The sequence below is a fragment of the Treponema sp. OMZ 798 genome, from assembly GCF_024181385.1.
GTDB lineage: Bacteria > Spirochaetota > Spirochaetia > Treponematales > Treponemataceae > Treponema_B.
Genome location: NZ_CP051305.1, coordinates 2,587,178 through 2,609,077 on the forward strand (window position 1 = coordinate 2,587,178; position 21,900 = coordinate 2,609,077).

The 21,900-nt window shown below is 35.7% G+C and carries 24 protein-coding genes, 5 tRNA genes and 1 other RNA gene; 24 read left to right on the forward strand and 6 right to left on the reverse strand.

What is annotated here, in order from left to right; genetic code table 11:
• Positions 1-18: 18 nt before the first annotated feature.
• Both E4O07_RS11985 and E4O07_RS11990 read right to left on the reverse strand, forming a co-directional pair.
• Positions 19-267 (reverse strand): hypothetical protein, encoded by a 249-nt coding sequence (locus E4O07_RS11985; protein WP_253686147.1) that lies wholly within the window; start codon positions 265-267, stop codon positions 19-21.
• A 100-nt stretch (positions 268-367) separates the two neighbouring features.
• On the reverse strand, positions 368-1,678 hold the full coding sequence (locus E4O07_RS11990; protein ID WP_253686148.1) for a sugar ABC transporter substrate-binding protein: 1,311 nt from the start codon (positions 1,676-1,678) through the stop codon (positions 368-370).
• Positions 1,679-1,815: 137 nt separating this feature from the next.
• Between E4O07_RS11990 and rny the strand changes: the two genes are divergently transcribed.
• Positions 1,816-3,345, forward strand: coding sequence for a ribonuclease Y (gene rny / locus E4O07_RS11995; RefSeq protein ID WP_253686150.1), 1,530 nt, complete (start codon positions 1,816-1,818; stop codon positions 3,343-3,345).
• Between the two features lie 38 nt (positions 3,346-3,383).
• On the opposite strand, the gene E4O07_RS12000 is transcribed toward rny, so the two are convergent.
• Positions 3,384-5,195, reverse strand: coding sequence for an ABC transporter ATP-binding protein (locus E4O07_RS12000; protein WP_253686152.1), 1,812 nt, complete (start codon positions 5,193-5,195; stop codon positions 3,384-3,386).
• Between the two features lie 126 nt (positions 5,196-5,321).
• On the opposite strand from E4O07_RS12000, the gene E4O07_RS12005 reads away from it, so the two are divergent.
• Complete coding sequence (locus E4O07_RS12005; protein WP_253686154.1) at positions 5,322-6,326, forward strand: virulence RhuM family protein; 1,005 nt, start codon at positions 5,322-5,324, stop codon at positions 6,324-6,326.
• Between the two features lie 180 nt (positions 6,327-6,506).
• On the forward strand, positions 6,507-7,640 hold the full coding sequence (locus E4O07_RS12010; protein ID WP_253686156.1) for a Fic family protein: 1,134 nt from the start codon (positions 6,507-6,509) through the stop codon (positions 7,638-7,640).
• On the opposite strand, the gene E4O07_RS12015 is transcribed toward E4O07_RS12010, so the two are convergent.
• Positions 7,633-8,163, reverse strand: a complete 531-nt coding sequence (locus E4O07_RS12015) for an O-acetyl-ADP-ribose deacetylase (protein WP_253686158.1) — start codon at positions 8,161-8,163, stop codon at positions 7,633-7,635. The genes E4O07_RS12010 and E4O07_RS12015 overlap by 8 nt on opposite strands.
• A 281-nt stretch (positions 8,164-8,444) precedes the next feature.
• Here E4O07_RS12015 and dnaN point away from each other — a divergent pair, with 281 nt between their 5' ends.
• The 13 genes from dnaN to E4O07_RS12080 all read left to right on the forward strand — a co-directional run bounded on the left by dnaN (position 8,445) and on the right by E4O07_RS12080 (position 16,720).
• Positions 8,445-9,548, forward strand: coding sequence for a DNA polymerase III subunit beta (dnaN, locus tag E4O07_RS12020; protein WP_253686160.1), 1,104 nt, complete (start codon positions 8,445-8,447; stop codon positions 9,546-9,548).
• A gap of 8 nt (positions 9,549-9,556) precedes the next feature.
• Positions 9,557-10,639, forward strand: coding sequence for a DNA replication/repair protein RecF (locus tag E4O07_RS12025; RefSeq protein WP_253686162.1), 1,083 nt, complete (start codon positions 9,557-9,559; stop codon positions 10,637-10,639).
• Between the two features lie 198 nt (positions 10,640-10,837).
• On the forward strand, positions 10,838-11,365 hold the full coding sequence (locus E4O07_RS12030) for a GNAT family N-acetyltransferase (RefSeq protein WP_253677610.1): 528 nt from the start codon (positions 10,838-10,840) through the stop codon (positions 11,363-11,365).
• Positions 11,366-11,535: 170 nt separating this feature from the next.
• Positions 11,536-11,838, forward strand: a complete 303-nt coding sequence (locus tag E4O07_RS12035; protein WP_253686164.1) for a hypothetical protein — start codon at positions 11,536-11,538, stop codon at positions 11,836-11,838.
• Between the two features lie 195 nt (positions 11,839-12,033).
• The gene (locus E4O07_RS12040; RefSeq protein ID WP_253686166.1) at positions 12,034-12,303 is read left to right on the forward strand and encodes a type II toxin-antitoxin system RelB/DinJ family antitoxin; all 270 of its coding nucleotides are present in this window, start codon (positions 12,034-12,036) and stop codon (positions 12,301-12,303) included.
• A 515-nt stretch (positions 12,304-12,818) separates the two neighbouring features.
• Complete coding sequence (locus tag E4O07_RS12045) at positions 12,819-13,073, forward strand: type II toxin-antitoxin system TacA family antitoxin (protein WP_253686168.1); 255 nt, start codon at positions 12,819-12,821, stop codon at positions 13,071-13,073.
• Positions 13,070-13,591: a GNAT family N-acetyltransferase gene (locus E4O07_RS12050; protein ID WP_253686170.1), complete on the forward strand. Its 522-nt coding sequence runs from the start codon at positions 13,070-13,072 to the stop codon at positions 13,589-13,591. Before E4O07_RS12045 ends, E4O07_RS12050 begins: the two co-directional genes overlap by 4 nt.
• Positions 13,592-13,616: 25 nt before the next feature.
• Entirely contained in the window at positions 13,617-14,390 is a 774-nt protein-coding gene (locus E4O07_RS12055; RefSeq protein WP_253686172.1) for a Fic family protein, read from the forward strand.
• A 145-nt stretch (positions 14,391-14,535) separates the two neighbouring features.
• Positions 14,536-14,718, forward strand: a complete 183-nt coding sequence (locus E4O07_RS12060) for a hypothetical protein (RefSeq protein WP_253686174.1) — start codon at positions 14,536-14,538, stop codon at positions 14,716-14,718.
• 26 nt (positions 14,719-14,744) lie between these two features.
• Positions 14,745-14,990, forward strand: a complete 246-nt coding sequence (locus E4O07_RS12065) for a hypothetical protein (RefSeq protein WP_253686176.1) — start codon at positions 14,745-14,747, stop codon at positions 14,988-14,990.
• Positions 14,987-15,385 carry a type II toxin-antitoxin system VapC family toxin gene (locus E4O07_RS12070; RefSeq protein WP_253686178.1) on the forward strand — a complete coding sequence of 133 codons (399 nt, stop codon included), beginning with the start codon at positions 14,987-14,989 and terminating at the stop codon, positions 15,383-15,385. The genes E4O07_RS12065 and E4O07_RS12070 overlap by 4 nt, the downstream gene beginning before the upstream one ends.
• 33 nt (positions 15,386-15,418) lie before the next feature.
• On the forward strand, positions 15,419-16,225 hold the full coding sequence (locus E4O07_RS12075; protein WP_253686180.1) for an MBL fold metallo-hydrolase: 807 nt from the start codon (positions 15,419-15,421) through the stop codon (positions 16,223-16,225).
• Between the two features lie 6 nt (positions 16,226-16,231).
• Positions 16,232-16,720 carry a DciA family protein gene (locus E4O07_RS12080; RefSeq protein ID WP_253686182.1) on the forward strand — a complete coding sequence of 163 codons (489 nt, stop codon included), beginning with the start codon at positions 16,232-16,234 and terminating at the stop codon, positions 16,718-16,720.
• Positions 16,721-16,958: 238 nt separating this feature from the next.
• Here the strand turns inward: E4O07_RS12080 and E4O07_RS12085 are convergent, their stop codons facing one another.
• Both E4O07_RS12085 and E4O07_RS12090 read right to left on the reverse strand, forming a co-directional pair.
• Positions 16,959-17,477: a methylated-DNA--[protein]-cysteine S-methyltransferase gene (locus tag E4O07_RS12085; protein ID WP_253686184.1), complete on the reverse strand. Its 519-nt coding sequence runs from the start codon at positions 17,475-17,477 to the stop codon at positions 16,959-16,961.
• 25 nt (positions 17,478-17,502) lie between these two features.
• A complete protein-coding gene (locus E4O07_RS12090) occupies positions 17,503-18,732 on the reverse strand; it encodes a class I SAM-dependent methyltransferase (protein ID WP_253686186.1) in 1,230 nt (409 codons plus the stop codon).
• Positions 18,733-18,948: 216 nt separating this feature from the next.
• On the opposite strand from E4O07_RS12090, the gene E4O07_RS12095 reads away from it, so the two are divergent.
• The 8 genes from E4O07_RS12095 to E4O07_RS12130 all read left to right on the forward strand — a co-directional run bounded on the left by E4O07_RS12095 (position 18,949) and on the right by E4O07_RS12130 (position 21,881).
• Positions 18,949-19,033 (forward strand) — tRNA-Ser (locus E4O07_RS12095).
• Positions 19,034-19,059: 26 nt separating this feature from the next.
• Positions 19,060-19,146 (forward strand) — tRNA-Ser (locus E4O07_RS12100).
• A gap of 12 nt (positions 19,147-19,158) precedes the next feature.
• A tRNA-Arg gene (locus E4O07_RS12105) sits at positions 19,159-19,232 on the forward strand.
• 155 nt (positions 19,233-19,387) lie between these two features.
• Positions 19,388-19,472, forward strand: a tRNA-Ser gene (locus E4O07_RS12110).
• A gap of 46 nt (positions 19,473-19,518) precedes the next feature.
• Positions 19,519-19,605: transfer RNA gene (locus E4O07_RS12115), tRNA-Ser, on the forward strand.
• An RNA gene (gene ffs / locus E4O07_RS12120) (signal recognition particle sRNA small type) lies at positions 19,606-19,704 on the forward strand.
• Between the two features lie 49 nt (positions 19,705-19,753).
• Positions 19,754-20,698, forward strand: coding sequence for a cyclic di-GMP binding protein (locus E4O07_RS12125; RefSeq protein ID WP_253686188.1), 945 nt, complete (start codon positions 19,754-19,756; stop codon positions 20,696-20,698).
• Positions 20,699-20,744: 46 nt separating this feature from the next.
• Entirely contained in the window at positions 20,745-21,881 is a 1,137-nt protein-coding gene (locus E4O07_RS12130; protein ID WP_253686190.1) for a tetratricopeptide repeat protein, read from the forward strand.
• Positions 21,882-21,900 lie beyond the last annotated feature (19 nt).

Here is a 21,900-nt window from a genome sequence, read left to right on the forward strand (position 1 = left end):
CTTTAAAAAGCCGTAGATTTAAATAATCGGTTGCAGCATCTCTCTATGAGAAGCCGAATATTGTTTTGTTTTCCGTTTTAATGTTTTTAAAAATTCTTTCCGTTTTACCTTAAAATCTTCAAGTTTAATATTGTATTCGTGTGAAGACTTTGCAGCTTTAAGTTCTTTGCGTTTTGCAGAATCGGCTTCCGCCAATTCTAACAGATATAGGTTTTTCCTAGGGTGAATATTACCGATACCGTCCGACAAAGTTTTTGAATAAGTCATTTTCACCTCCGGTTTTAAAGCTGCCGGACAATACTATGCCGACAGCTTTTAGGATATTAGGAAACCTCTAAAAATCTGACATAAATTTTAGAGCTGACCATTACATTTTAAAGTTTGCCATCATTGCATCGAAAGAAGCCTTTAATTCTTTATATGCTTCCTCGACATTTTTAGGATTAACACTGTTCCATGAAAGAACGGCATTTCTCCATGTATCCCAAACTTTTCCCCATTCTTTAAATAAAGGACGGGCAGGGGAAATTTTATAAGATTCTATTACTGCCCTAATAACAGCCTTTTCCGTATCTGAAAGATTTGAAGCGGCATATGTTTCGGCAGGAACATTTTCCAAAATCTTACCGGTCGCTTTAAAAAAGTCTACGGCATATTTCGGGTTTACGATTTCTTTTATCATCGCTTCGGCAAGTGCATATTTTTCTGCATCTTTTTCGATACGGGAATTAATAGCAAGTCCCCAGCCGCCTTTCCAATGTAAAATCGGTTTACCGTTTAAGGTAATATGGCTTATAGGATAAATTACAAGATTTCCTTTTGTCTGTTCTAAAATACTTCCCGTATCCCACGGTCCGCCCAAACGGATAACGCCCTTATTTCCATTACTAAATTCTTTATCAATATAACCCCAACCGGCATCTGCATCAAAAAGCGAAGTTTTGTTTTCATAATTGAGCTTCCAATAATTGTATATAGTTTCAATTGCAGCTCTTTTTTCTGCCGGTAAATCTTTAAATTCCATAACCATATCGGAAAAAAGTTCCGTTCCGTTTTTCTTTCCTAAGAATTCGATTGCAACCGAATTTGCAGGAGCAACTCCGTACCATGCATCAAAAAGAGGCAATAAAACGGTTGCAGGATCTTTTTGATTTGCAAGTTCAAAGGGTTTGGTATAATCGGCACCTTGTGCTTTTGCATTTGCTGTATTTACAAAGGTAATGAGTGTTTCTATATTAAGGGGGAAAGCAAGATATTCGTTACCGATTTTTAAGTTTCCGCCAAGTCCTAAATCAAAATTCGACCAGCCGCCCAATTCGGAAGAAATTTTTTTGGAATCGATGGAAGCTAAAGCTTCATTCTCCGCAAGTCCGTAAAGTCTATCGGCAGGAATTGCAAATAAATCTGCTACATCCTTATTTGAAGCATCTGTGGCATCAAGCCTATCCAAATGATCGAAAGCTCCTACTTCAATAAGTTTAATTTCCGTATTCGGATGAGTTTCTTCAACCCTTTTTACTGCTTCTTTATAATACGGCATCCAGCCTTGTTCTGCTTGTACGGTTAATACTACTTTTTGCTTTTCGGTTTTACCTCCGCAAGAAACGGTGAACGATAAAGCAAAAACCAAACCGATAAAAAATAAACCGGCTGCAAATACATTGTTTTTACGTATCATAAAACTCTCCTTATAATAAAAAGTATATCACAAAATTTTAGCTTAAACAAGAATAAATTTAAAAATTTTTATTGACTTTTTTTTCGATTGCCTGTATTATGAGACTGGACAGTAGTCATTTTTTAAGGAGCATACCGATGAATTGGATTTTGTATGTCATCCTTCCTGCTGTCTGTATAATTCTTGGATGGACGATTCGCTGGCTTTACGCCAGATTTCAACTATCTGCTTCTGAACAACGTGCAGAACGGATTTTACAGGAGGCAATTAAAGATGCTGAAGCTCAGAAGAAGGAATTTCTTCTTGAAGCAAAAGAGCAGCTGATTCGGGAACAAAAACAGCAGGAACGGGAAAATAGGGAACGCAGGAGCGATCTCCAGCGTTTTGAACGAAGATTGACACAAAAAGAGGAACTCCTCGATAAGCGTGTCGAAACTGTAGAAAAGCAAGAAAAAGAACTTGTCAAGAGGGAAGCCGCACTTGATGAGCGTGCTGAAATTTTAAGCGGCGAAGAAGAAAGATACAGGGAAGAATTGGAAAGAATTTCCGGTTTGACCCAGCAGCAGGCAAAGGATTTGATTATCCGTGACTTAGAAACTGAGGCAAAGCATGATGCAGTTACTATTATAAACAAGATAGAACAAGAAGCTCAGCTTACGGCAGAAAAAAAGGCGCGGGATATTTTAATTACGACGATCCAACGTCTTGCAACGGAAACGGCGAGCGACATCACTGTCTCAACGGTCAGCTTGCCCAGCGATGAGATGAAAGGAAGAATTATCGGCCGCGAAGGCCGCAACATTCGAGCCTTGGAAACCCTAACCGGTGTAGATATAATAATCGACGATACACCTGAAGCTGTTGTAGTATCTTGTTTTGACCCTGTACGCAAGGAAATTGCAAGAGTTGCCTTAGAAAGATTGATTCTTGACGGCCGAATTCACCCGGCCCGCATTGAAGAGATTGTGCAAAAGGTAACCAGAGAAATTTCGCAAAAGGTTTATGAAGAAGGAGAGAGGGTTTTATTCGACCTCGGTATCCATAACATGAACCAAGAAGGCGTAAGGGCCTTGGGAAGGCTCTACTTTAGAACGAGCTACGGACAAAATGTTCTACATCATTCTAAAGAGGTTGCAGTAATAGCCGGAATGATTGCAAGCGAAATCGGCGCAAATGTCGAAATCGCAAAACGCGGTGCCTTGCTGCATGATGTCGGAAAGGGTGCAGAAACCGACTCCGATAAAAACCATGCAGAGATAGGAATGGAACTAGCAAAGAAGATCAATGAAGATCCGAGGGTTGTCAATGCCGTAGGTGCTCACCACAACGATATAGAGCCCACCTGCATTGAATCGGTAATAGTGCAGATTGCGGATGCAATTTCAGCTGCCCGTCCCGGTGCAAGACGAGAAACTATGGATAACTATGTTAAGCGGCTTGAAAACCTTGAACAGCTGGCTGAAGGCTTTAGCGGAGTCGAAAAGGCCTATGCAATCCAAGCCGGAAGGGAATTGCGGGTTGTTATCAACAACGAAAAGATTTCCGATGCCGATACCAAGATTTTAGCCCGGGACATTGCAAAAAAAATCGAAAACGATTTGCAGTACCCCGGAAGAATCCGCGTAACCCTAATACGCGAAACACGTATCGTCGAATACGCCCGCTAACACTTAAACAAAAAAGCCCTCGATTCCGAGGGCTTTTTTCATTTATACCGAGCACTTTGCTTTTTGAACATTTCGGCGTAGCGGCCGTTTTTGTTTATAAGTTCGGTATGGGTGCCGGTTTCGATGATGGAGCCGTCTTCAATTACAATTATTCTGTCGACGCTGCGGCAAAGGGCCAACCTATGCGTAACAACTATTGCCGTTTTTTTTCTCATAAGCTCAATCATAGCTTCAAGAACCTCGTGCTCGGAGTCGGGATCAAGGGCTGAAGTAGGTTCATCCAAAAGAATTATTTCCCTATCAGCCCAAGCACAGCGCATTAGGGCAAGCCTCTGCCATTGTCCGCCCGACAAATCAAGCCCGCCTTCAAACTGCCTTGTAAGCAGGGTTTTAGGTTCTAACATGGAATTTGCTATCGGAAAACGCTTACAAAGCTCTTCAAATTTAAAGGTGTCTATCTTAAACTCTTTTTTTTCAGTTTTAAAAGAATTCGGCCCATCATTAAATTGCTCGGCAATTTCGGAAATTGCTGCATTTTCTTCAAAAGTCATAGGAAAACGGGCAAAGTCTTGATAGACGGCTGCAAAAGACCTTCTTAATTCATTAACCGCAATATCTTTTGAATTTTTCCCATTAAAAAAATAAGCTCCTTCAAAATCGGGATACATTCCGCTTATGATTTTAATCAGGGTAGATTTACCGGAACCGTTTGCCCCGACGACGGCTATCTTTTCTCCTTTTCTAATTTCAAGGTTTATATTTTTTAAGGCCTTTTCTTCGCATTTAGGATAAGAAAATGAAAGCGATTTTAGGACTATGGTATTTTGTTCTGCTTGAGAAGCCTTCATTTCCTCATCGCAAGGACGGTTTTTGTCTATTATAGTTTCATCGTAATTTATAACATCGAAATAAGGCTTTAGCCTGTTAAAATCGCTTTTAAGATCGACACCGAATAAAAGCACAGTAAAAGCATTTTGTCTTAGCTGAATAACCGCCGTAACCGCAAAAACAAAGGCTCCCGTTGTTAAGGCATTTCGGCTTACAAGTATGTATAAGTATGCAATCACTCCGCAATCCACAAGACCCTCAAAAATATGCGCCAAAAGTGTCATCCCCATACTCTTATTTCTAAGATGAGAAGTTTCCTTTAAAAGATTATATCTATTCTTTTTCCATCTTTTTAGAATAAAGGAAGCGGCATTCCAAAGGCGTATTTCTTTTGCAAAGGCAGAATCCAAAAGAATGTGCTCATGAACGGCCGCCTCCTTGTAGGACTCTCCGTTTTGAATTTCCAAGGCCCATAGCCTTTCTTCAAGGTTCCATTTTATAATTAAGCTCGGTAAAAAACCCGCAATCAGAACAAGGGGCACCCACCAAGCTGTCGTAATTCCAATCCATAAAAAGGGGAGAGAGCCAAGCACTCCCGAAAAAAGCATGGCAAGCGAATTAAAAAAGCTGTTAAATTTTGGGATGAGCTGATCGGCCAGTCTTAACTTATTTAAAAAGTCGGGATTTTCAAAGATGTCGATGTACGCATATTTTGAAACCTTTTCCAAAAGCCTTTCTTTCATCTCCAAAAAGATTTTTCCCTCCATATAGGTAGAATAGGTCCAGCGGACAGCTTCGAAACTATCGTTTGTAACTAAAAAAGCCCCTATAAAGATTATGTATAGGATGACATTTTGAGCTTGAGAAAGGCTTGAAAGAGCGTCGATTGTCTTTGAAAGAGCCCAAAAACTCACAAAGGGAGCCAAGGCCGACACAAGAGCCAAAAAGAACAAGACCGCGAGCTGCCTAAAAGGCAGTATCGAAAAAAAATTGTTTTTAAAATTTAAAGGCTTTGAAGTCATTTGATTTTACCTAAGTCGAGTACATTATAAATAAAGAAATGTTATTGTCAATGCTTGGAAATCTCTTAAATTTATTGTAAGATTAACGAAGATCTGCCATAAACAAAATCGTAAAGGAGCTCGAAGATGAATAAAGAAATAATCATTTACACTACCGAAGACGGAAAGGCAAAGATAAATCTGCAAAAAGAGCATGGTACTGTATGGCTGAGTCAAGCGGAGATTGCGGAGCTTTTTCAAACTACAAAGCAGAATATAAGCAAACATATCAAAGCAATTTTTGACGATGGCGAACTGTACGAAGCTTCAACTGTCAACTATAAGTTGACAGTTCAAAACGAAGGACAGAGAACTATTCAAAGAAAAATTGCCTATTACTCCCTCGATATGATTTTAGCGATAGGCTATCGGGTACGGTCGGTTCGGGGTGTACAATTCAGAAACTACGCAACAACGATTTTAAAAGAATACATCATTAAAGGCTTTGCCATGGACGATGACAGGCTCAAAGACCTCGGAGGCGGCAATTATTTCAAAGAACTTTTAGACAGAATCAGGGATATCCGTTCAAGCGAAAAGGTTTTTTACCGACAGGTCTTGGATTTATTTGCAACGAGTGTCGACTATAATGCTAATACCGAAGAGGCCAAATTATTCTTTGCAACTGTACAAAACAAGATGCATTATGCAATACACAATCACACGGCAGCCGAATTAATTTACGGCCGCGTAGATAGCGAAAAAGAATTTATGGGGCTTACGGTTTTTAAAGGAGAACTTCCCACTTTAAAGGAAGCAAAAACGGCAAAAAACTACTTGACAGAAAAAGAGCTTAAAGGCTTAAATAATTTGGTATCGGGATATCTGGATTTTGCCGAAAGGCAAGCAGAAAAAGAAATTCCTATGACAATGAAAGATTGGATAGAGCATGTAGATAAAATACTTGAAGCTGCAGGGGAGAATCTTTTAACCGGCAGTGGAACAGTCTCTAGACCGCAGATGGAAAACAAGGTAAAAACCGAGTTTAAAAAATATTCGATGAAAACCTTGAGCCGGGCGGAAAAAGATTATCTAAATGAATTGAAACGGCTTGAAAACCTTGCTAAAAAAGGCGAAACGGAAAAACATTAAAAAAATTTCTTAAAAACACAATAAAAAATAGTAAACATACTTGATAGTTTTACAACTTACATACAAAAATCATCATTAAAGTAAATTATGAAGATTTATAATTTACTTTAATGGCTTAAAGTAAATTATAACTTGTTATTTTGGTAAATTTATGTTAAAATGAGCCTATTAGGAGAAAAAATGGATATAAAAGACTTTAAATCCGGCTGCTTAAAACAAGGATATAAATATCAATATTTTATGCCTGAAAAAATAAATCATGATTTTTCATGGGAAGATCCCTCTATCAACACTCTTTTAGAAAAAGCTTCTTTTCATTTAGGTGCATTAAATTCTTTTTCATCTTTGGTTCCGGATGCAGATATGTTTATCATAATGCATATTTTTAAAGAATCTGTTATATCGAACCGTATTGAAGGAACTCGCACAAATATTGAAGAAGCTTTAAATGAACAGAATAATTTGGACCCTGAAAAAAGAGATGATTGGCAGGAAGTTCATAATTATGTAAAAGCCATGAATAATGCAATACAGGAGCTTGAAAAATTACCGCTTTCAAATCGATTGATTAAAAATACACATAAAATATTACTTTCAACAGGAAGAGGAGAACATAAAAGTCCGGGAGAATTCCGAATTTCTCAAAATTGGATAGGCGGAACAACTCTTTCAGATGCAGTTTTTATTCCTCCTTCACATGAAGAACTTCCGGATCTTTTGTCGGATTTTGAGCTTTTTTTAAACAACAACAATATCAACATTCCTCACTTAATACGCATTGCAATAGCTCATTACCAGTTTGAAACTATACATCCTTTTTTAGGCGGAAACGGCAGAATCGGAAGACTTTTAATAAGTCTTTATTTGGTACACAGCAAGGTTCTACAAAAACCTCTTTTGTATATTTCCGATTTTTTTGAAAAAAATAAAACCCTTTATTATGATAACCTCACTTTTGCCCGTACAAAAAATAATCTCCCTCAATGGATAAAGTATTTTTTAGAAGGAGTAAGTCAAACTGCCGAAAATTCGGCCCAAGCATTAAAGAAAATAATTGACTTAAAAACCGATTTGGAAAAAAACAAATTAGTTTCTCTTGGAAAACGCACTAAAACCGCAAACGAATTTTTATATCTCCTTTTTCATAGTCCCGTCATAACAAGTGCTTCTCTACAAAAAGAAATGAAAATTACCGCCAAGACAGCCAATAGCTTGATAAATGCTTTTATTGAACTAAATATACTAAAAGAGCGGACCGGTTATTCACGAAATAGAATATTTGTTTTTGATAAATATGTTAAACTTTTTATGTAGAATAGCTTTTTTCCATCACTCTTCTATAAATCTCCTCATTTTCCTTTCCAAAGCAAACGATAAAAACCTTCATATCCTTATGTTCTTTTAAAAAGGCGGAAATCTCTTTTAAGGCAATTTTTGCAGCTTCTTTCTTAGGATAACCGTAAACTCCTGTACTTATACAGGGAAAGGCTATGGACTTACAGCCGTATTCAAGAGCCAAATTTAAGCATGATCTATAAGAACTAGCTAAAAGTTCAGCCTCTCCGTTTTTTCCGCCTTCATAGACAGGACCCGGCGTATGAATTACATATTTTGAAGGAAGTTTATAAGCCTTTGTTATCTTAGCTTCCCCTGTCTTACAGCCTTTTAATTTTCTACATTCTTCCAATAATTCAGGGCCTGCAGCGGCATGAATAGCCCCGTCAACCCCGCTTCCGCCTAAAAGAGTGGTATTTGCAGCGTTTACAATGGCATCAACCCTTAATTTTGTAATATCGGCATTAATTATTTCCATAGATGAAGTACTTGTATTTTCCATAAATTAGATTATAACACAAAAAATCAAAATAAAACACTCCATTTTGATTGTATAACCCCTGTATTTTTTTTAGAATATATGTTAATATATATCCAAGTTTTGTGGATAATTCTTTTACCGCTGTATAACCAGTAATAAAATGTTTATAATTTTACGGACTTATAAATATTATAACTCTATATTCAATATAGAATTAAGCAGCTTATCAACAAATTCACAAGGCTTACTACTATAACTACTAATTATTATAATATAGATATTATAAAACAAGGAGAAAAAATATGAAAATAAGTTTTGACAGAGACACTCTTTTAAAAGAAATCTCTATCGCTCAGGAAATTATCGCTACAAAAACAGCCCTTACGATCCTTTCAAATGTATTGTTATCCGTTAAAGATGGAAGCCTTACAATAAAAGCAACCGATATAAAGGTAAGCTTTGAAACAAAGATACCCGTAAATATCATTGAAGAAGGCTCAACAACAGTTTTTTGCGATAAATTCGCCGGTATTCTTTCATCCTTGCCCTCAGGTGAAGTAGAAATAGAGCAAAAAGATCAAAAGCTCACAATAAAATCGGTAATAAAAAAGGCAAAATTCCAGCTTAAAACAATACCGGAAAACGACTTCCCTGCCTTTACAGAACCTACAAATGTAAACTTCTTTAATATTCCTACAAAAGAATTTAAAGAAATGATTCATCAAACTATTTTTTCGGTTTCAGATGATGAAACTCGTTATTTTATGAACGGTGTTTATATCGAAAACAAAGAAGATACCTTATACTTTGTTGCAACCGACGGAAGGCGCCTTGCTCATATTAAGAAAAATTTCGGAATCCCTATCCCCGAATTTAAAGGAGTTATTGTTCCTCCTAAAATTTTAAACATCATCAATAAAAGAGCATCCGATGAAGGAAATATAGAAGTAGGAATAGGAGAAAAAAACATATTCTTTAATTTTAACTCTTATAAATTCTCTTCCGTTTTGATTGACGGTCAATTCCCTAACTACGAAAGGGTAATCCCTGAAAATCAAAACCTTTCTTTTGAAGTTTCAAGAACAGAATTTATCGAAGCCTTAAAGCGTGTTTCTCTTTTGGTAGAATTAAAAACAAGAAGAATCTTTTTAAACATTCTTCCCGGTTCTCTTATAATTTCTTCTCAAGAAAACGAAATAGGAAGCGCACGTGAAGAAATTCCTTGTAAATATGACGGCCAAGAGGTTATGCTTGCCTTAAACTATGTTTATATCGAAGACCCATTGAAAACCATAAGTTCGGACAGAATAAAGGTAGAATTTACCGAAGCTATGAAGGCTATTACCTTGAAGCCTGAACCGGAAGAAGACTTTTTCCATATAATAATGCCGATGCAGACGGAGTAAGGTTCTAAGTGCCCTTTCTTTCCGCCTCTTTCTATAATTTTAGAAATCTGGAAAATGCCACAGTAGATATTTCTTCCCCCGAAGTTTTTTTGGTAGGAAAAAACGGACAGGGGAAGACTAATTTTTTGGAAGCTCTCTATGTTTCTTCCTATGGAACTTCTTTTAGAACCCGCTCTTTAGCTCAAATATGTACAAGGGACGAAAAGGAGTTCAGCGTAAGGGCTCTTTATAAAGAAACCGATCAAATAAGCCATACAATTTCGATAATAATTCAAGATAAAAAAAAAGACATTCAAAAGAATTTTAAAAAGATTAAAAATTCCAAGGAATTGATAAGCACTGTTCCTTGTATCCTTTTTCATGGAGACGATATAGAATTTGCTGTCGGAACCCCTTCCCGAAAGAGGTTTTTTATAGATCAATCGGTTTCGCTTTGTAATTCCGACTTTATAGAAACCTTAGTAAGATATTCAAAGGCCTTAAAATCACGAAATGTAATATTGGAGCAAAAAAAGGCTTCTCTTTTAGATTCTATAGACGAAATTTTTGCTTCCCTTGCTCTTTTAATCACAAATGAAAGAAAGAATATCGTAGATGAGTATTCAAAGCATTTTTCTTCTATTTACGAGGATATAAGCGGCGTTTCCGGTGTAGAAATGGTTTATCGTCCCTCCGTTAAGGTAGAGACTGAAGAAGATTTGCTCATTTTGCTTGCCGAAAAACGCCAGAACGATTTAATCGATAGAACAAGCTCTACAGGGCCTCACCGCGACCGCATTCATTTTATAAAGGATAAAAAGCCCTTTACCGAAAGAGCCTCAAACGGCCAAAGGAGGCTTATCTCCCTTGTTTTAAGAATGATTCAAGCCAAAATCTATTCCGAAAAAACCGGCCGAAAGCCGATCTTTTTGATGGACGATATTCTTTTAGAACTTGACCCCGAAAAACGCCAAAAATTCATGGAACTCCTCCCCCCCTATGAACAACTTTTCTGTACCTTCCTCCCCGGCGAACCCTACAAAAACTACCAAAAAGAAACCACCAAAATATTTTTTGTTGAAGATGGGAGGTTTAGTGCGGAGAGGGGGTAGAATTTTTCTGATAAAATTTAATAAAGATAAATCTAATCTGCCAATAGTTTATTTATACGGTCGATTACTATGGTAGAAAAAGCTGATTTTTGATCTTATGATAGTTTAGGTTGAAAACTGTAATTTTTTTTGATATAATGAGGAAGAGTAGAAGGAATGTTGGAAGGACGCCTTCGGCGCAGAGTAATAGGAAAATATATGAAAACAAGAATAACGATACTTGAGAACAAGGACTGTGAATTAATTTCCGAAGAATTTAAAAAACAGAATTGGGATAAGCCGGTAAAGCAATATCAGAATTATTTAGTTGAACAAACTAATAAACAAAGAATAGTTTTGGTGTATTGGATTGATGATAAATTTGCTGGATATCTCACGGTTAAATGGGAATCCTATTATTCCTATTTTAGGGAAAATGATATTCCGGAAATCATGGACTTGAATGTTTTAGAGAAATATCAGGGTAGAGGTGTTGCCTCCAGTTTAATGGATGAGGCGGAAAAATTAGTATTTGCAAGTTATTCTAAAATTGGTATTAGTGTTGGATTAACAAAAAATTATGGAAAAGCACAAAGATTATATTGTAAAAGGAATTATATTCCAGATGGCAATGGAATCATTTATAATGATAATTATGTCAAGTATTTCAGTAGCGTTAGAGCTGATGATGATTTAGTCTTAGCATTGATTAAAGAAAAAAGACTTCCAACAACTGCTTCAACTTGACTCACCTGCGGTTCGCAGGTTAAGCGAATGTTAAACATCTTTTTACATATTACAATTTAGTATTTGAAAATACGGTACTATTGATATGTATTATTGTATATACTTTAAAAAAATTAATTTATCGACAAAATCAAGGTAAGTATTGTATAATCATGAGATGAGAATAAGCTATGGATTATGTTTTTGTAAAAGATATGGAAGGATTTGTCGCTAAAAAGTTAAAATCACAGGTAGAATTTGATGAAAAAATCATATCTGAGGCGGAATATAAAGAATTGTCAGGTGATAATTATTATGAAGTTCATTTTGGGCATGGAGGTAAAAGACCCGGAGCCGGTAGAAAACAAAAGCTAGGCTCTCCCTTAAAATTTCAAATTAGAGTAACGGAAGAAGAAAAAGAATTTATCAGCTATGCACGTGAACATAACTTTGACTATAAAAAGGTTATGAAACAAAATCGGATTACAGAATAGTGAAACAAATCTTTATAAAAGTGTATAAAATAGTTTTTTAGTTACAATTGATTTTCAGATCAAAAATGGAACAATAATTCCAAGTTTCATCTTTTTATTTCTTGTTGGTGGATTTATAATCTTGAAAAATTGCTTATTTAAATATATAATATTAATACAAATGTATGAATACCGAATACTTAAAAGGAGTCAATAATGGCAAATACAACGCTTGTTCAATTCAGAGTTGATGAAGCCCTAAAAGATGAAGTTACTAATATCTATAAGCATTACGGGCTGGATTTACCGACAGCCATCAGGATTTTTATGAAAAAAACGGTTGCAGTTAATGGACTTCCTTTCGATCTTAGAGATGATACAAATAAAAAAAATATCTCGCAATATTTTGGAAGCGGTAAAGATATCGAAATGAATATACCCAATGAACCTGATTTCTCTGCTTGGTGTGATAATCGGTCCCAATGATATGATGATTGCAGCAACAGTTTTAGCAAACAACGGAACACTGATAACACACAATGTCGGGGAGTTTTCAAGAGTCGAAGGTTTATTAATTGAGGATTAGGCTATAGAAGATTTGGTATAACTATCAAAATTTAATCAATTTGTATCTTAAAGACTGCACAAAAAAGAAAAAAAAGTTGGATATACAATTTTAGTAAAGACCGAAAATATTAACTTCATAAATCAGTGCAACCGCACCGGAATGTTTCTGAAGCGGTTGCCTTCCTTACTGTGCGAAATTTTGAACAAAATTTCGCATATTTTTCAAAAAAGGGCAACCGCATCATGAGGGTAAATAAAATAGCAAAAAAATGGGCTGTGAATACCTCTCTTGCAGCCGCACAGCGGCGAAAGGCGGGTTGAACAGCCTATGTTTTTTGCGAAGATAAAACTATTATGCGTTTGCCCTGATTTTATATCATATTGTGTGTACAAATTACAGGTATTATGATATATTTAATATGGAGGTAACGAAAATGGCAATTACATTAAAAAATGTTAGAATTGATTTGAGAGCCAGCAGCCACCAAAAATCTATACTTGAGAGAGCTTCTGAGCTTAAGCATATTTCTCTATCTTCATATATTCTTTCGACTGCATTAAAACAAGCACAGAGAGATTTAACAGAAAATGAAACTCTTATACTTTCTAATCGGGATCGAGATTTAATGATTGCTGCTTTAGATAATCCGCCGGAACCTAATGAGGCTTTGAAAAGATTATTTCAATGATTAGTGATTATAGATTAGTTTCAATAAAAGAAATACAGCAAAAATCTCTACTTAAAAAATTTGATTGCGGTATTGAGCAATTAAATGAGTTTTTATCGCGATATGCAATAAAAAATGAGGAGTTGGGTATAGGTAGAACTTTTGTTGCTCTGAATGCCAATAACCGGATTTTAGGCTATTTTACTTTAGCTACAGCTCAAGTCGCTTATCAAGAGATTCCGGATGAATATAGAGATAAATTACCAAAATATCCAATTCCTGCACTAAGAATTGCGAGGCTAGCTGTTGATAAAGAGTTACAGGGGAAAGGAATAGGAGGATGGCTTCTTTCACAAGTTTTTATAAAGGTTATTCAAGTAGCAGATATAACCGGCCTTTATTTGATAATAGTAGATGCAAAAGAAACTTCAAAAAACTTTTATGAACATTACGGTTTTCAAAAATTCATGGATGAGGATTTATCTTATTTCATGGTGATTGATACAATCAGAAAAGCAATCCTCCCCGTCTTTTCTTAAATAATTTTTTAGGTTATAATAGGCTATGGACTTAAAATCGGAACTGCTTGAGATCGACAAACTCAAGGCAGAATTGGATTTGTTACGGCCTCTTTCGCTTAAACAGCTTCAAAACCTCAAAAGATTGTTTGATGTTGATTTTACCTATAACTCTACAGCGATAGAAGGAAATACATACAATCTTCAAGAAACGCGTATTGTGCTTTTGGAAGGTATAACCATCGGAGGCAAATCCGCTCGGGAACACTTAGAAATCGTTAATCATAAAGAAGCCATAGATTATATAGAAAAACTTTCAAAGAAGAATTTAAGCGGTTTTACCCGTAATGATATTTTAAATATTCATCATCTCATACTAAAAGGCATCGATACCGAAAATGCCGGCATTTTTAGAAAAGTTCCCGTTTATATTAGATTAAAAAACGGCACAATTCATAAATTCTGTGATCCGCTTAAAATTCTTGATGAAATGGATAACTATTTTAATTGGCTTTTTTCCAAAAAAGAAGAACATCCTGTACTTATCGCTGCCGAAGCACATACAAAGTTGGTTAGCATTCATCCTTTTATCGACGGAAACGGCAGAACAGCCCGCTTAATTATGAACCTCATCCTCATCCGATACGGTTTTCCGCCTGCAGTCATAAAGGTAAGCCTGCGAAATGAATATTTAGATGCAATCGAAAATTGGCAGCAAAACAATGATGAGATTCCTTTTAAAAAACTCCTCATTGCTTCTTTAAAAGAAAGTCTTGAAATATATTTAGACACATTAAAAAATAATATAATATGGAAATAACCTTTTCAGACCTAAAAACAAAAATCGATGTTCTCTTAAAACAAACATCCGAGGAAAAAATAATACCTATATTGCAAGATATAATGCATACTCTTTTATCCGGTTATGTATTTAAAAGAATATTGATAAACTTGAATCTCAAAAAATGCTTATAAAAGAAGAAAAACCGGATGCAAAATTTTACCTAAGTTCAAGAATAAATATAAATTCAAATAAGAAAGATGCATTTTTAAGAATGGTGCGTATCGAAGATAATTATTTTACAGGCTTAAAAGAAATTAATAAACTTAAAAACGGCCTTTTTCCATTGATAAATCATACAAAATGATGTATATTGTATGCAGGAGGTACGATATGCCGCTCTTGCAAGTGCGGGAATGTCCTGAAGATATTTATAAAAAAATTACTTATGCCGCAAAAAATGAAAATAGAACTATTGCACAGCAAATCATTGTTTTACTTGAAAAAGCCTTGGGGCAAGAAGAATCAAACATTTCACGCCGAAAAAATATTCTAAAAAAGATTCAAAGCCGGGATGTTTCTTATGAAATAAAAATCGTAAATCCTGTAGAACTTATCAGAGAGGACAGAGACAGGTGATTATAATTCTTGATGTAAGTGCTGCAATAGAAATACTTTTTCAACGGGAAAAGAGCAGCTTATTCTCCGAGCTTTATTCTAAAGCCGGTTGGATTATAGCTCCTGATTTATTTGTTGCCGAGATCACAAATGTTTTATGGAAGTATTATAAAGCCGGACTTATAACATATGAAGATTGTATTCAATATGTACAAGACGGGCTTGATATGGTGGATGATTTCATTGATGCAAATACATTGTGGAAAGAATCTTTATCTGAAGGAATCAAAAATAATCATTCAATTTATGATATGTACTATTTGGTTTTAACTCGAAGAAATGACGGTACATTAATCACTAATAATACGGCCCTAGCTGAGATTTGTAAAAAAATGAAGATAAAAGTTTGTAATTAAAATTAGAGTGTATTATATGCAGGAGGAAAACACATGAACTTAATAGAATTTTTCGGAACTACGGTAAAGCCTAAAATTACTAAAGGCAAAAATATGCTCAATCCCATACCTACAGGGAAGATCACGGATGATATTTTTTGTATAAGAGATAAGGACGTAAATGTCTTTTTAATCAAAGCACAAAACTACTATATAGCCATAGATTCCGGCTATAAAAACAGTGAAAATCTTATTAAGGGTTTAAAAGAGCTTAATATAGACAAAAACGATGTAAAATACCTTTTTTTAACTCATTTAGATTTAGATCATGCCGGCGGCATTGACGGGAGATGTGATAATATCTTCCCGAATGCAAAAATATTTTTAGGAAAGGAAGAAGAAAAATACCTTAAGTCGATTTATTTCCGCAAAAAAGTGCTTTTTTTTAACCTTAAAACTCCTATCAAAATATTTAAAGATTATACCTGCCTTGAGGATGGCGAAACCGTTAATTTGGATGGGACTAGCATAGAAGCCGTTTTTACTCCTGGCCACACCCTCGGGCATCTTGCTTATATCTTGAACAATAAAATCATCTTTTCGGGCGATTGCCTTATAATGAATGATGAAGGCGGCTACAGTATGTATGACCTATGGAATATTGATACGGCACAAAATATCCGCTCGCTTTTTAAACTAAAAGAAATCGCCCTTCAAAAAAAATGTGAAATGATCATAAGTTCCCATACCGGTTTTACCGCCGATATTGACATGGCTTTTAAGCATATAGATAAGACTCCCGATTGGAAGGTCAAAGGGTTCAAGTTTATCGAAAATGCCGTAGAAAATCTGTATGATTAAAAAAATATGAAGCTTTTTAAAACATCCAAAGAAATAGTAGATAATTTTTCTCAAAAATTTAATAAAATGCTTGAACTTACTTCAAATTTGGATGGAGAGCAAGCTTTATCCGTTTATGAAAGTTGGGAAAAAGTAATAGGCGATAAAAAATTAGCTTCTTATTGCGAGCTTTACGATATAAAAAATGATACGGCAATTATAAAAACCAAGCATACAGGCTGGAGTCAGCAGCTTTTAATGCGAAAGAAAAAAATAATATATAATTTTAATAAATTTTATCCTGCATTGGGTATACAAAATATATCGGTTTTTGTTGAGTCCGAATTTGAGCTAAAGAAAAAAGCAGATGTATCTGAAAATCTTAGAAACGGCTTGACAACGGATATTGAAGAAGATAATCAAAAATCAATTAACGAGCCCGATAAAAATCTCCCGCCCGAATTGGCAAAAGCTTTAAAAGATTTAAAAAAATCCATATTAAAAAAGAATAAGTAAAGTGCAACATATTCACAGTTATTCAAATTTAATAAACAAGTTATCCACAAGCAAAAATTAGAATATTTTATAAAATCTTTTTATATCGATATCTTTTTTTTGAAAAAGGAAGAAAAAAGGTGATAAAACTCTAAAAAGTCCATCAAAAAGGCTATTTTAGGCTTATTTTTGCCTATCTTATAAATAAAAATGTTTCACGTGAAACATTGCTTTTATGCTTAATTTTAACCTAAGTTTATCACAAGTTATCCACAAGAGGAATTAGCTCGATTTGGCATTCTTTTTGCTCTAGGTTTAAAAGAAATCTTTTACGATCCAAGCCTGCGGAAAAACCGCCTAATTTTCCTCCGGTGCAGATTACTCTGTGGCATGGAATTATAATCGGTATAGGATTTTTCCCGTTGGCGTTTCCTACGGCACGGTAGGATTTAGGATTATTTAAATTTAGAGCAATCTGCTTATATGATAAAATTTTTCCGTAAGGTATTCTACAAAGCTCTTTCCAGACAGACCTTTGGAAGTCTGTACCTTCAGGAGCAAGAGGAACCGTAAATTGTTTTAAACTTCCTTCAAAGTATTGTTTTAATTCTTCTTTAGCTTGAGTGCAGATTTTTACGGCTTGTTCGACATTTTTTTGAGTTGATTCAGGAATCTGTATGACAGAATCCTTGTTTGCAAATCTCAATTCTTTTAAACCGGAGTTATCGGCAATGATAAGTATCTTTCCGATAGGACTATCTATTTGTTCGTATATCATAATTTCCTCTATACCATTGTTTTTCTTAGTTTTCATTTAACAGCTTTTCCAAGCAAGGCTCAATTAAAAAAGCTTGTTTTATTTCTTTAAATTCCTCTTTGGCTTTTTCAATAAGTACCGTTTTAGTTTTTGAGTTATCATCAAGCTTTACAGCCTTGATTAAAATGTTTTTAGGAGTATGTTCCGTTTCGATAAATTCCTCTACGCTCACCCTATATCCTTCCGATTCGAGGAGTTTTCCTCTAATTGTATCCGTCATAAGGGAAGCAAATTTTTCTGTAATAATACCGTAATCAAGCATAGGCGAAAAAGACTTTATAACCTTGTCCTTATTTTTACGTATTTGGGTATTAAGCTCATGCTGACAGCATGGAACTGCAAATATTATTTTTGCCTTACTTTTGATGGCCTTGGCTATAGCCAAGTCGGTAGCAGTATCGCAGGCATGGAGGCTTATAACCATATCCGGATCCTTATCAAAACTGAATCGGCCTATATCTCCTACCTTAAATGTTAGCTTATTAAACTTACATTCTTTGCTTAAATTATTACAAAAATCTATAACATCCTGTTTTAGATCCAAGCCGCATATCTTGACCGGCAACCTTTCAATTTCAGTCAAATAATAGTAAAGAGCAAAACTTAAATAGGCCTTTCCGCAGCCGAAATCTACAATCTGCAGCTCCTTCTTTTCTTTTAAAATATCTTTTAATTCGGGCAAAACCGATTTTATAAATTCCAGATACTTATTTATCTGCCGGAATTTATGATATTTGCTTTGAATTATTTTTCCTTCATCAGTAAAAAAGTTGAGCTTTTTTAAAAAGATAGGCATTTCGGAAGTGCTTAGAATATACTCCTTTTGCTTGTCATGCTCAAAAATTTCAGTTGACGATACATCTGCTTTATTTGTATGATTTTCTTTTTTTATAGCTTTTGTCTTAAAATGAATAAGCCCCTTATTGTTTTGCAAAAAAATAAGCCAGTTTTTTGAAGAACTAAATTCTGCAATCTTAAAATCCCAAAAAAAACTTTCTAGTTCTTTTTGCAAATTTTGAGGTAAAATATTTTTATGAAAAGCCTTTGTGCCTTCAAAGATTTCAAGCTGATATTGTTCTTGATTTTTTAAAACGATTTTTCTCAATTTTATCTTTTGAATCGGTAAATCTTTTTTTACTGGTTTTGAAAAAAAGCCCGAAATAATATTGTTCCCAATACAAAGTGCTGCTGCCTTTTCTGCTGATACTGTGTTCATAAGTTGCTCCGATGTTATCTTATCATAAAGCCCTGTCTGATACAAGACTGCAAAATGTTTCACGTGAAACATTTTATATTTTAATTATATAGATAAATATGTAACTAAAATAATTTTACTGTCTCGAAATAAGATAGATCTTATTGACATATTAAAAAATAGATTTTACCTATTGACAAAAAGCCCGTTTTTGGGTTAATATATGCCCTACATTTTGGAGCGATGGCCGAGCGGTTGAAGGCGGCGGTCTTGAAAACCGTTGTGCTGAGAGGTACCGGGGGTTCGAATCCCTCTCGCTCCGTTAATGTTTGTTATTGTACAAACTCTGGAGTGGTGCGAGAGCGGCCGAATCGGGCTCCCTGCTAAGGAGTTGTGCCCTTACGGGTACCGGGGGTTCGAATCCCCCCTACTCCGAACAAATTTTTTGAGGCTATAGCTCAGCTGGATAGAGCGTCAGATTGCGGATCTGAAGGTCGGCAGTTCGAACCCGCCTAGCCTCGTTAATAGCCGGCTGGAGTTTTCAACCGGCTTTTTTATTCGTGCGGAGGGTTTAATACCCCGACGCTCTGCGTCGTAACAAAGGGTATTAAAGCCGACTGCAACCACCTTATGAGAACAACATATCACGATGCTCTGCGTCGGGATTGTTGATTTTGGAGAGATGCGAGAGCGGTCGAATCGGGCGGTCTCGAAAACCGTTGTACCGCAAGGTACCGGGGGTTCGAATCCCCCTCTCTCCGTTTTATACGGAGAGTGGTTCAGCCTCAAACGCATTCCTTAACTTTTGGAGAGATGTCCGAGTGGTCGAAGGTACACGATTGGAAGTCGTGTGTGCCAGAGATGGTACCGAGGGTTCGAATCCCTCTCTCTCCGTCCCGGGGCCTATGCAAGAAAGGTTTTTCGAACCCCGTCAGATCCGGAAGGAAGCAGCGGTAGATTAATTCTTTTTGTGCCGTAGTGTTCCCGGGTTTTTTATTTTAGCCTTATTGACCTTTTACAGAATAACTATTATCATATACCCATGGCCTTTGCAGTAAGTCAGCAGTTAAACAGATATTATAACTTGTATAAAGACATTGACGTAACTTTCTCAAAAGAAGTCGTTTCTACTCTTAATTTTGATCCTAAGCAGGTTTTTGTACGCTGCTCCGGCGGACAGTGGCCCTGTATTATCAATTCGGCTTCTATGACAAAGGCTAAGATAATTTGCGGTAAAAAGAGCGGTTTTATCGATAAGTTGAGAAACGGCACCACATCTGTCAATATAAGATTTGCTTTTTTTGATACGGAAGGGAAAGCCCCTCTTTCTTTTTTTGTTGCTGCTAAATTGATCGGAATTTCATCTTATGAAGCAGGAAATCATGATCTTGTTTTAATTACATTTGAATATACTCAACGGGCTCCTGATGACTTGATAGAAAAATTAGGTGTTTTACTTGAAGCCAATGTAAACTCGCAAAAACGTCAAAATGAGAGAATTATGCTTACTCCTGAGATAAGCAGGAGAATAGGTCTTGTAGAAAAAGGAACGGTTGTTTATGTAGATGCTATTCCTCGCCGCTGTCTTATCAGAGACCTTTCTTTTTCAGGCGCAAAAATACTTCTTGTAGGTGTTGCTAACTTTTTAATGAATAAAGAAGTAATCCTCCGTTTTGCCTTTGATGATCCGCATTCCGTATTTGGGATAAAGGGAAGAACTGTAAGAACCGAACCTGTTGAAGGCAGAAAGGATTTGGTTGCCCTTGCAATTCAATACTATCCGCAAAATATTCCGATGATGTATAAGATGTATTTGAATAAGCATTTTTCTGTTGTGCGCAAATCAACTTCTGGAGGGTTTGGAGACGACTTTTTAGAAGATGTAGAACCTCCTGCATCCTTTGCTCCGGTTTCGTCTCCTATAGATACCAATAAGGTTTCTCTAACGCCTCCTCCTGCCGATTCTGCTCCTCAACAGACTACTTAATCATAGACTTGCTAAAATTTCAAAATACCATATTTTAGGAGAAAAAATGCAAAATCCTATCGATTCGCTTTTATATGTACAAATATCGGCCGAACAAGCCGGTAAAATTTTTGAAGCTCTTGAGTCTTCTATTCCTCTTCCTATTCAATTATCCGACCCTAGCCGAAAAGAAAATTTTAAGGCCGAAAATATAAAGCCGGAAATGATTCTTGCCGGAATGCTTACCGTTTTTGCCTATGACAGAGAACATCCTAATATTCAGTATTATAGAAAAATATTTAATCTTCTCCGCCCCGATATCCGTAAAGAAATGACACAAGCTGCAATTATCAAAACTAAAAACGGAGATTTTGATATGGCCGAAGAGATTTTACTTTCTCTTGAAGGCTTAAATCCTGATGATGGTATGACCAAGTTAAATCTGGCTCTGCTAATGGAAGAACGCTTTCAATACTGTGAGATGAGAAATCTTTTTGATGATGCTTTAAACTTTAATAAAAGGGCCGAAGAGTTTTATTCTGAACTTATTTCTTTTGAACCGCCCATGCCGGCTGTGTTCTTTAATGCGGCTTATTTTTTTATGAAGCAAAAAAATTATATAAAAGCAAAATCACTTTTAAAAACATATTTGGAAATAGAGAATGAAGTTACGGAAACTGCTGAATTCCGAAAAGCTAAGGCTTCCGAATTACTTAAAAGTATTTTGGACCAAGCACTTGATGATGAACATTTTCAACAGGCTTACAAACATATTGATTTAGGTGAAGAAGAAAAAGCTGCCGAAAGTATAAAACTCTTTTTAAGAAAAAATCCTAAGGTTTGGAATGCTTGGTTTTTATTGGGTTGGGCTTTAAGGCGTATGAGCCGGTGGGAGGATGCCAAATCTTCTTTTTTGCAGACCATAGAACTTTTAAAGTCTTCTGAAATCCCGGATAAAAAACCTCTTTGCGATGCTTACAATGAACTGGCAATTTGTTGTATGGAATTAAAGCTTTTTGATGAAGCCGAAAAATATCTTATAAGAGCTTTGAGTTTAGATTCTGAAAACATAAAAATTATTTCCAACCTTGGTACCCTTGCCCTAAAACAAGGAAAACAGGAAGAAGCCGAAGCCTTTTTTAGAACGGTTTTAGAAATAAATCCTGATGATAAAATAGCTTTAAGTGTTCTGCAAAAAGACTAGTTTTTACATCGTCCAACAG

Coding starts and splice junctions, on each gene's coding strand:
- E4O07_RS12090 (WP_253686186.1), bottom strand. CDS start 18,732: ATGAACACAGTATCAGCAGAAAAGGCAGCAGCACTTTGTATTGGGAAC.
- E4O07_RS12015 (WP_253686158.1), bottom strand. CDS start 8,163: ATGGAAAATACAAGTACTTCATCTATGGAAATAATTAATGCCGATATT.
- E4O07_RS12075 (WP_253686180.1), top strand. CDS start 15,419: ATGAACTTAATAGAATTTTTCGGAACTACGGTAAAGCCTAAAATTACT.
- dnaN (WP_253686160.1), top strand. CDS start 8,445: ATGAAAATAAGTTTTGACAGAGACACTCTTTTAAAAGAAATCTCTATC.
- E4O07_RS12000 (WP_253686152.1), bottom strand. CDS start 5,195: ATGACTTCAAAGCCTTTAAATTTTAAAAACAATTTTTTTTCGATACTG.
- rny (WP_253686150.1), top strand. CDS start 1,816: ATGAATTGGATTTTGTATGTCATCCTTCCTGCTGTCTGTATAATTCTT.
- E4O07_RS12010 (WP_253686156.1), top strand. CDS start 6,507: ATGGATATAAAAGACTTTAAATCCGGCTGCTTAAAACAAGGATATAAA.
- E4O07_RS12130 (WP_253686190.1), top strand. CDS start 20,745: ATGCAAAATCCTATCGATTCGCTTTTATATGTACAAATATCGGCCGAA.
- E4O07_RS11990 (WP_253686148.1), bottom strand. CDS start 1,678: ATGATACGTAAAAACAATGTATTTGCAGCCGGTTTATTTTTTATCGGT.
- E4O07_RS12085 (WP_253686184.1), bottom strand. CDS start 17,477: ATGATATACGAACAAATAGATAGTCCTATCGGAAAGATACTTATCATT.
- E4O07_RS12045 (WP_253686168.1), top strand. CDS start 12,819: ATGGCAATTACATTAAAAAATGTTAGAATTGATTTGAGAGCCAGCAGC.
- E4O07_RS12005 (WP_253686154.1), top strand. CDS start 5,322: ATGAATAAAGAAATAATCATTTACACTACCGAAGACGGAAAGGCAAAG.
- E4O07_RS11985 (WP_253686147.1), bottom strand. CDS start 267: ATGACTTATTCAAAAACTTTGTCGGACGGTATCGGTAATATTCACCCT.
- E4O07_RS12030 (WP_253677610.1), top strand. CDS start 10,838: ATGAAAACAAGAATAACGATACTTGAGAACAAGGACTGTGAATTAATT.
- E4O07_RS12040 (WP_253686166.1), top strand. CDS start 12,034: ATGGCAAATACAACGCTTGTTCAATTCAGAGTTGATGAAGCCCTAAAA.
- E4O07_RS12065 (WP_253686176.1), top strand. CDS start 14,745: ATGCCGCTCTTGCAAGTGCGGGAATGTCCTGAAGATATTTATAAAAAA.
- E4O07_RS12060 (WP_253686174.1), top strand. CDS start 14,536: ATGCTTATAAAAGAAGAAAAACCGGATGCAAAATTTTACCTAAGTTCA.
- E4O07_RS12080 (WP_253686182.1), top strand. CDS start 16,232: ATGAAGCTTTTTAAAACATCCAAAGAAATAGTAGATAATTTTTCTCAA.
- E4O07_RS12125 (WP_253686188.1), top strand. CDS start 19,754: ATGGCCTTTGCAGTAAGTCAGCAGTTAAACAGATATTATAACTTGTAT.
- E4O07_RS12050 (WP_253686170.1), top strand. CDS start 13,070: ATGATTAGTGATTATAGATTAGTTTCAATAAAAGAAATACAGCAAAAA.
- E4O07_RS12055 (WP_253686172.1), top strand. CDS start 13,617: ATGGACTTAAAATCGGAACTGCTTGAGATCGACAAACTCAAGGCAGAA.
- E4O07_RS12035 (WP_253686164.1), top strand. CDS start 11,536: ATGGATTATGTTTTTGTAAAAGATATGGAAGGATTTGTCGCTAAAAAG.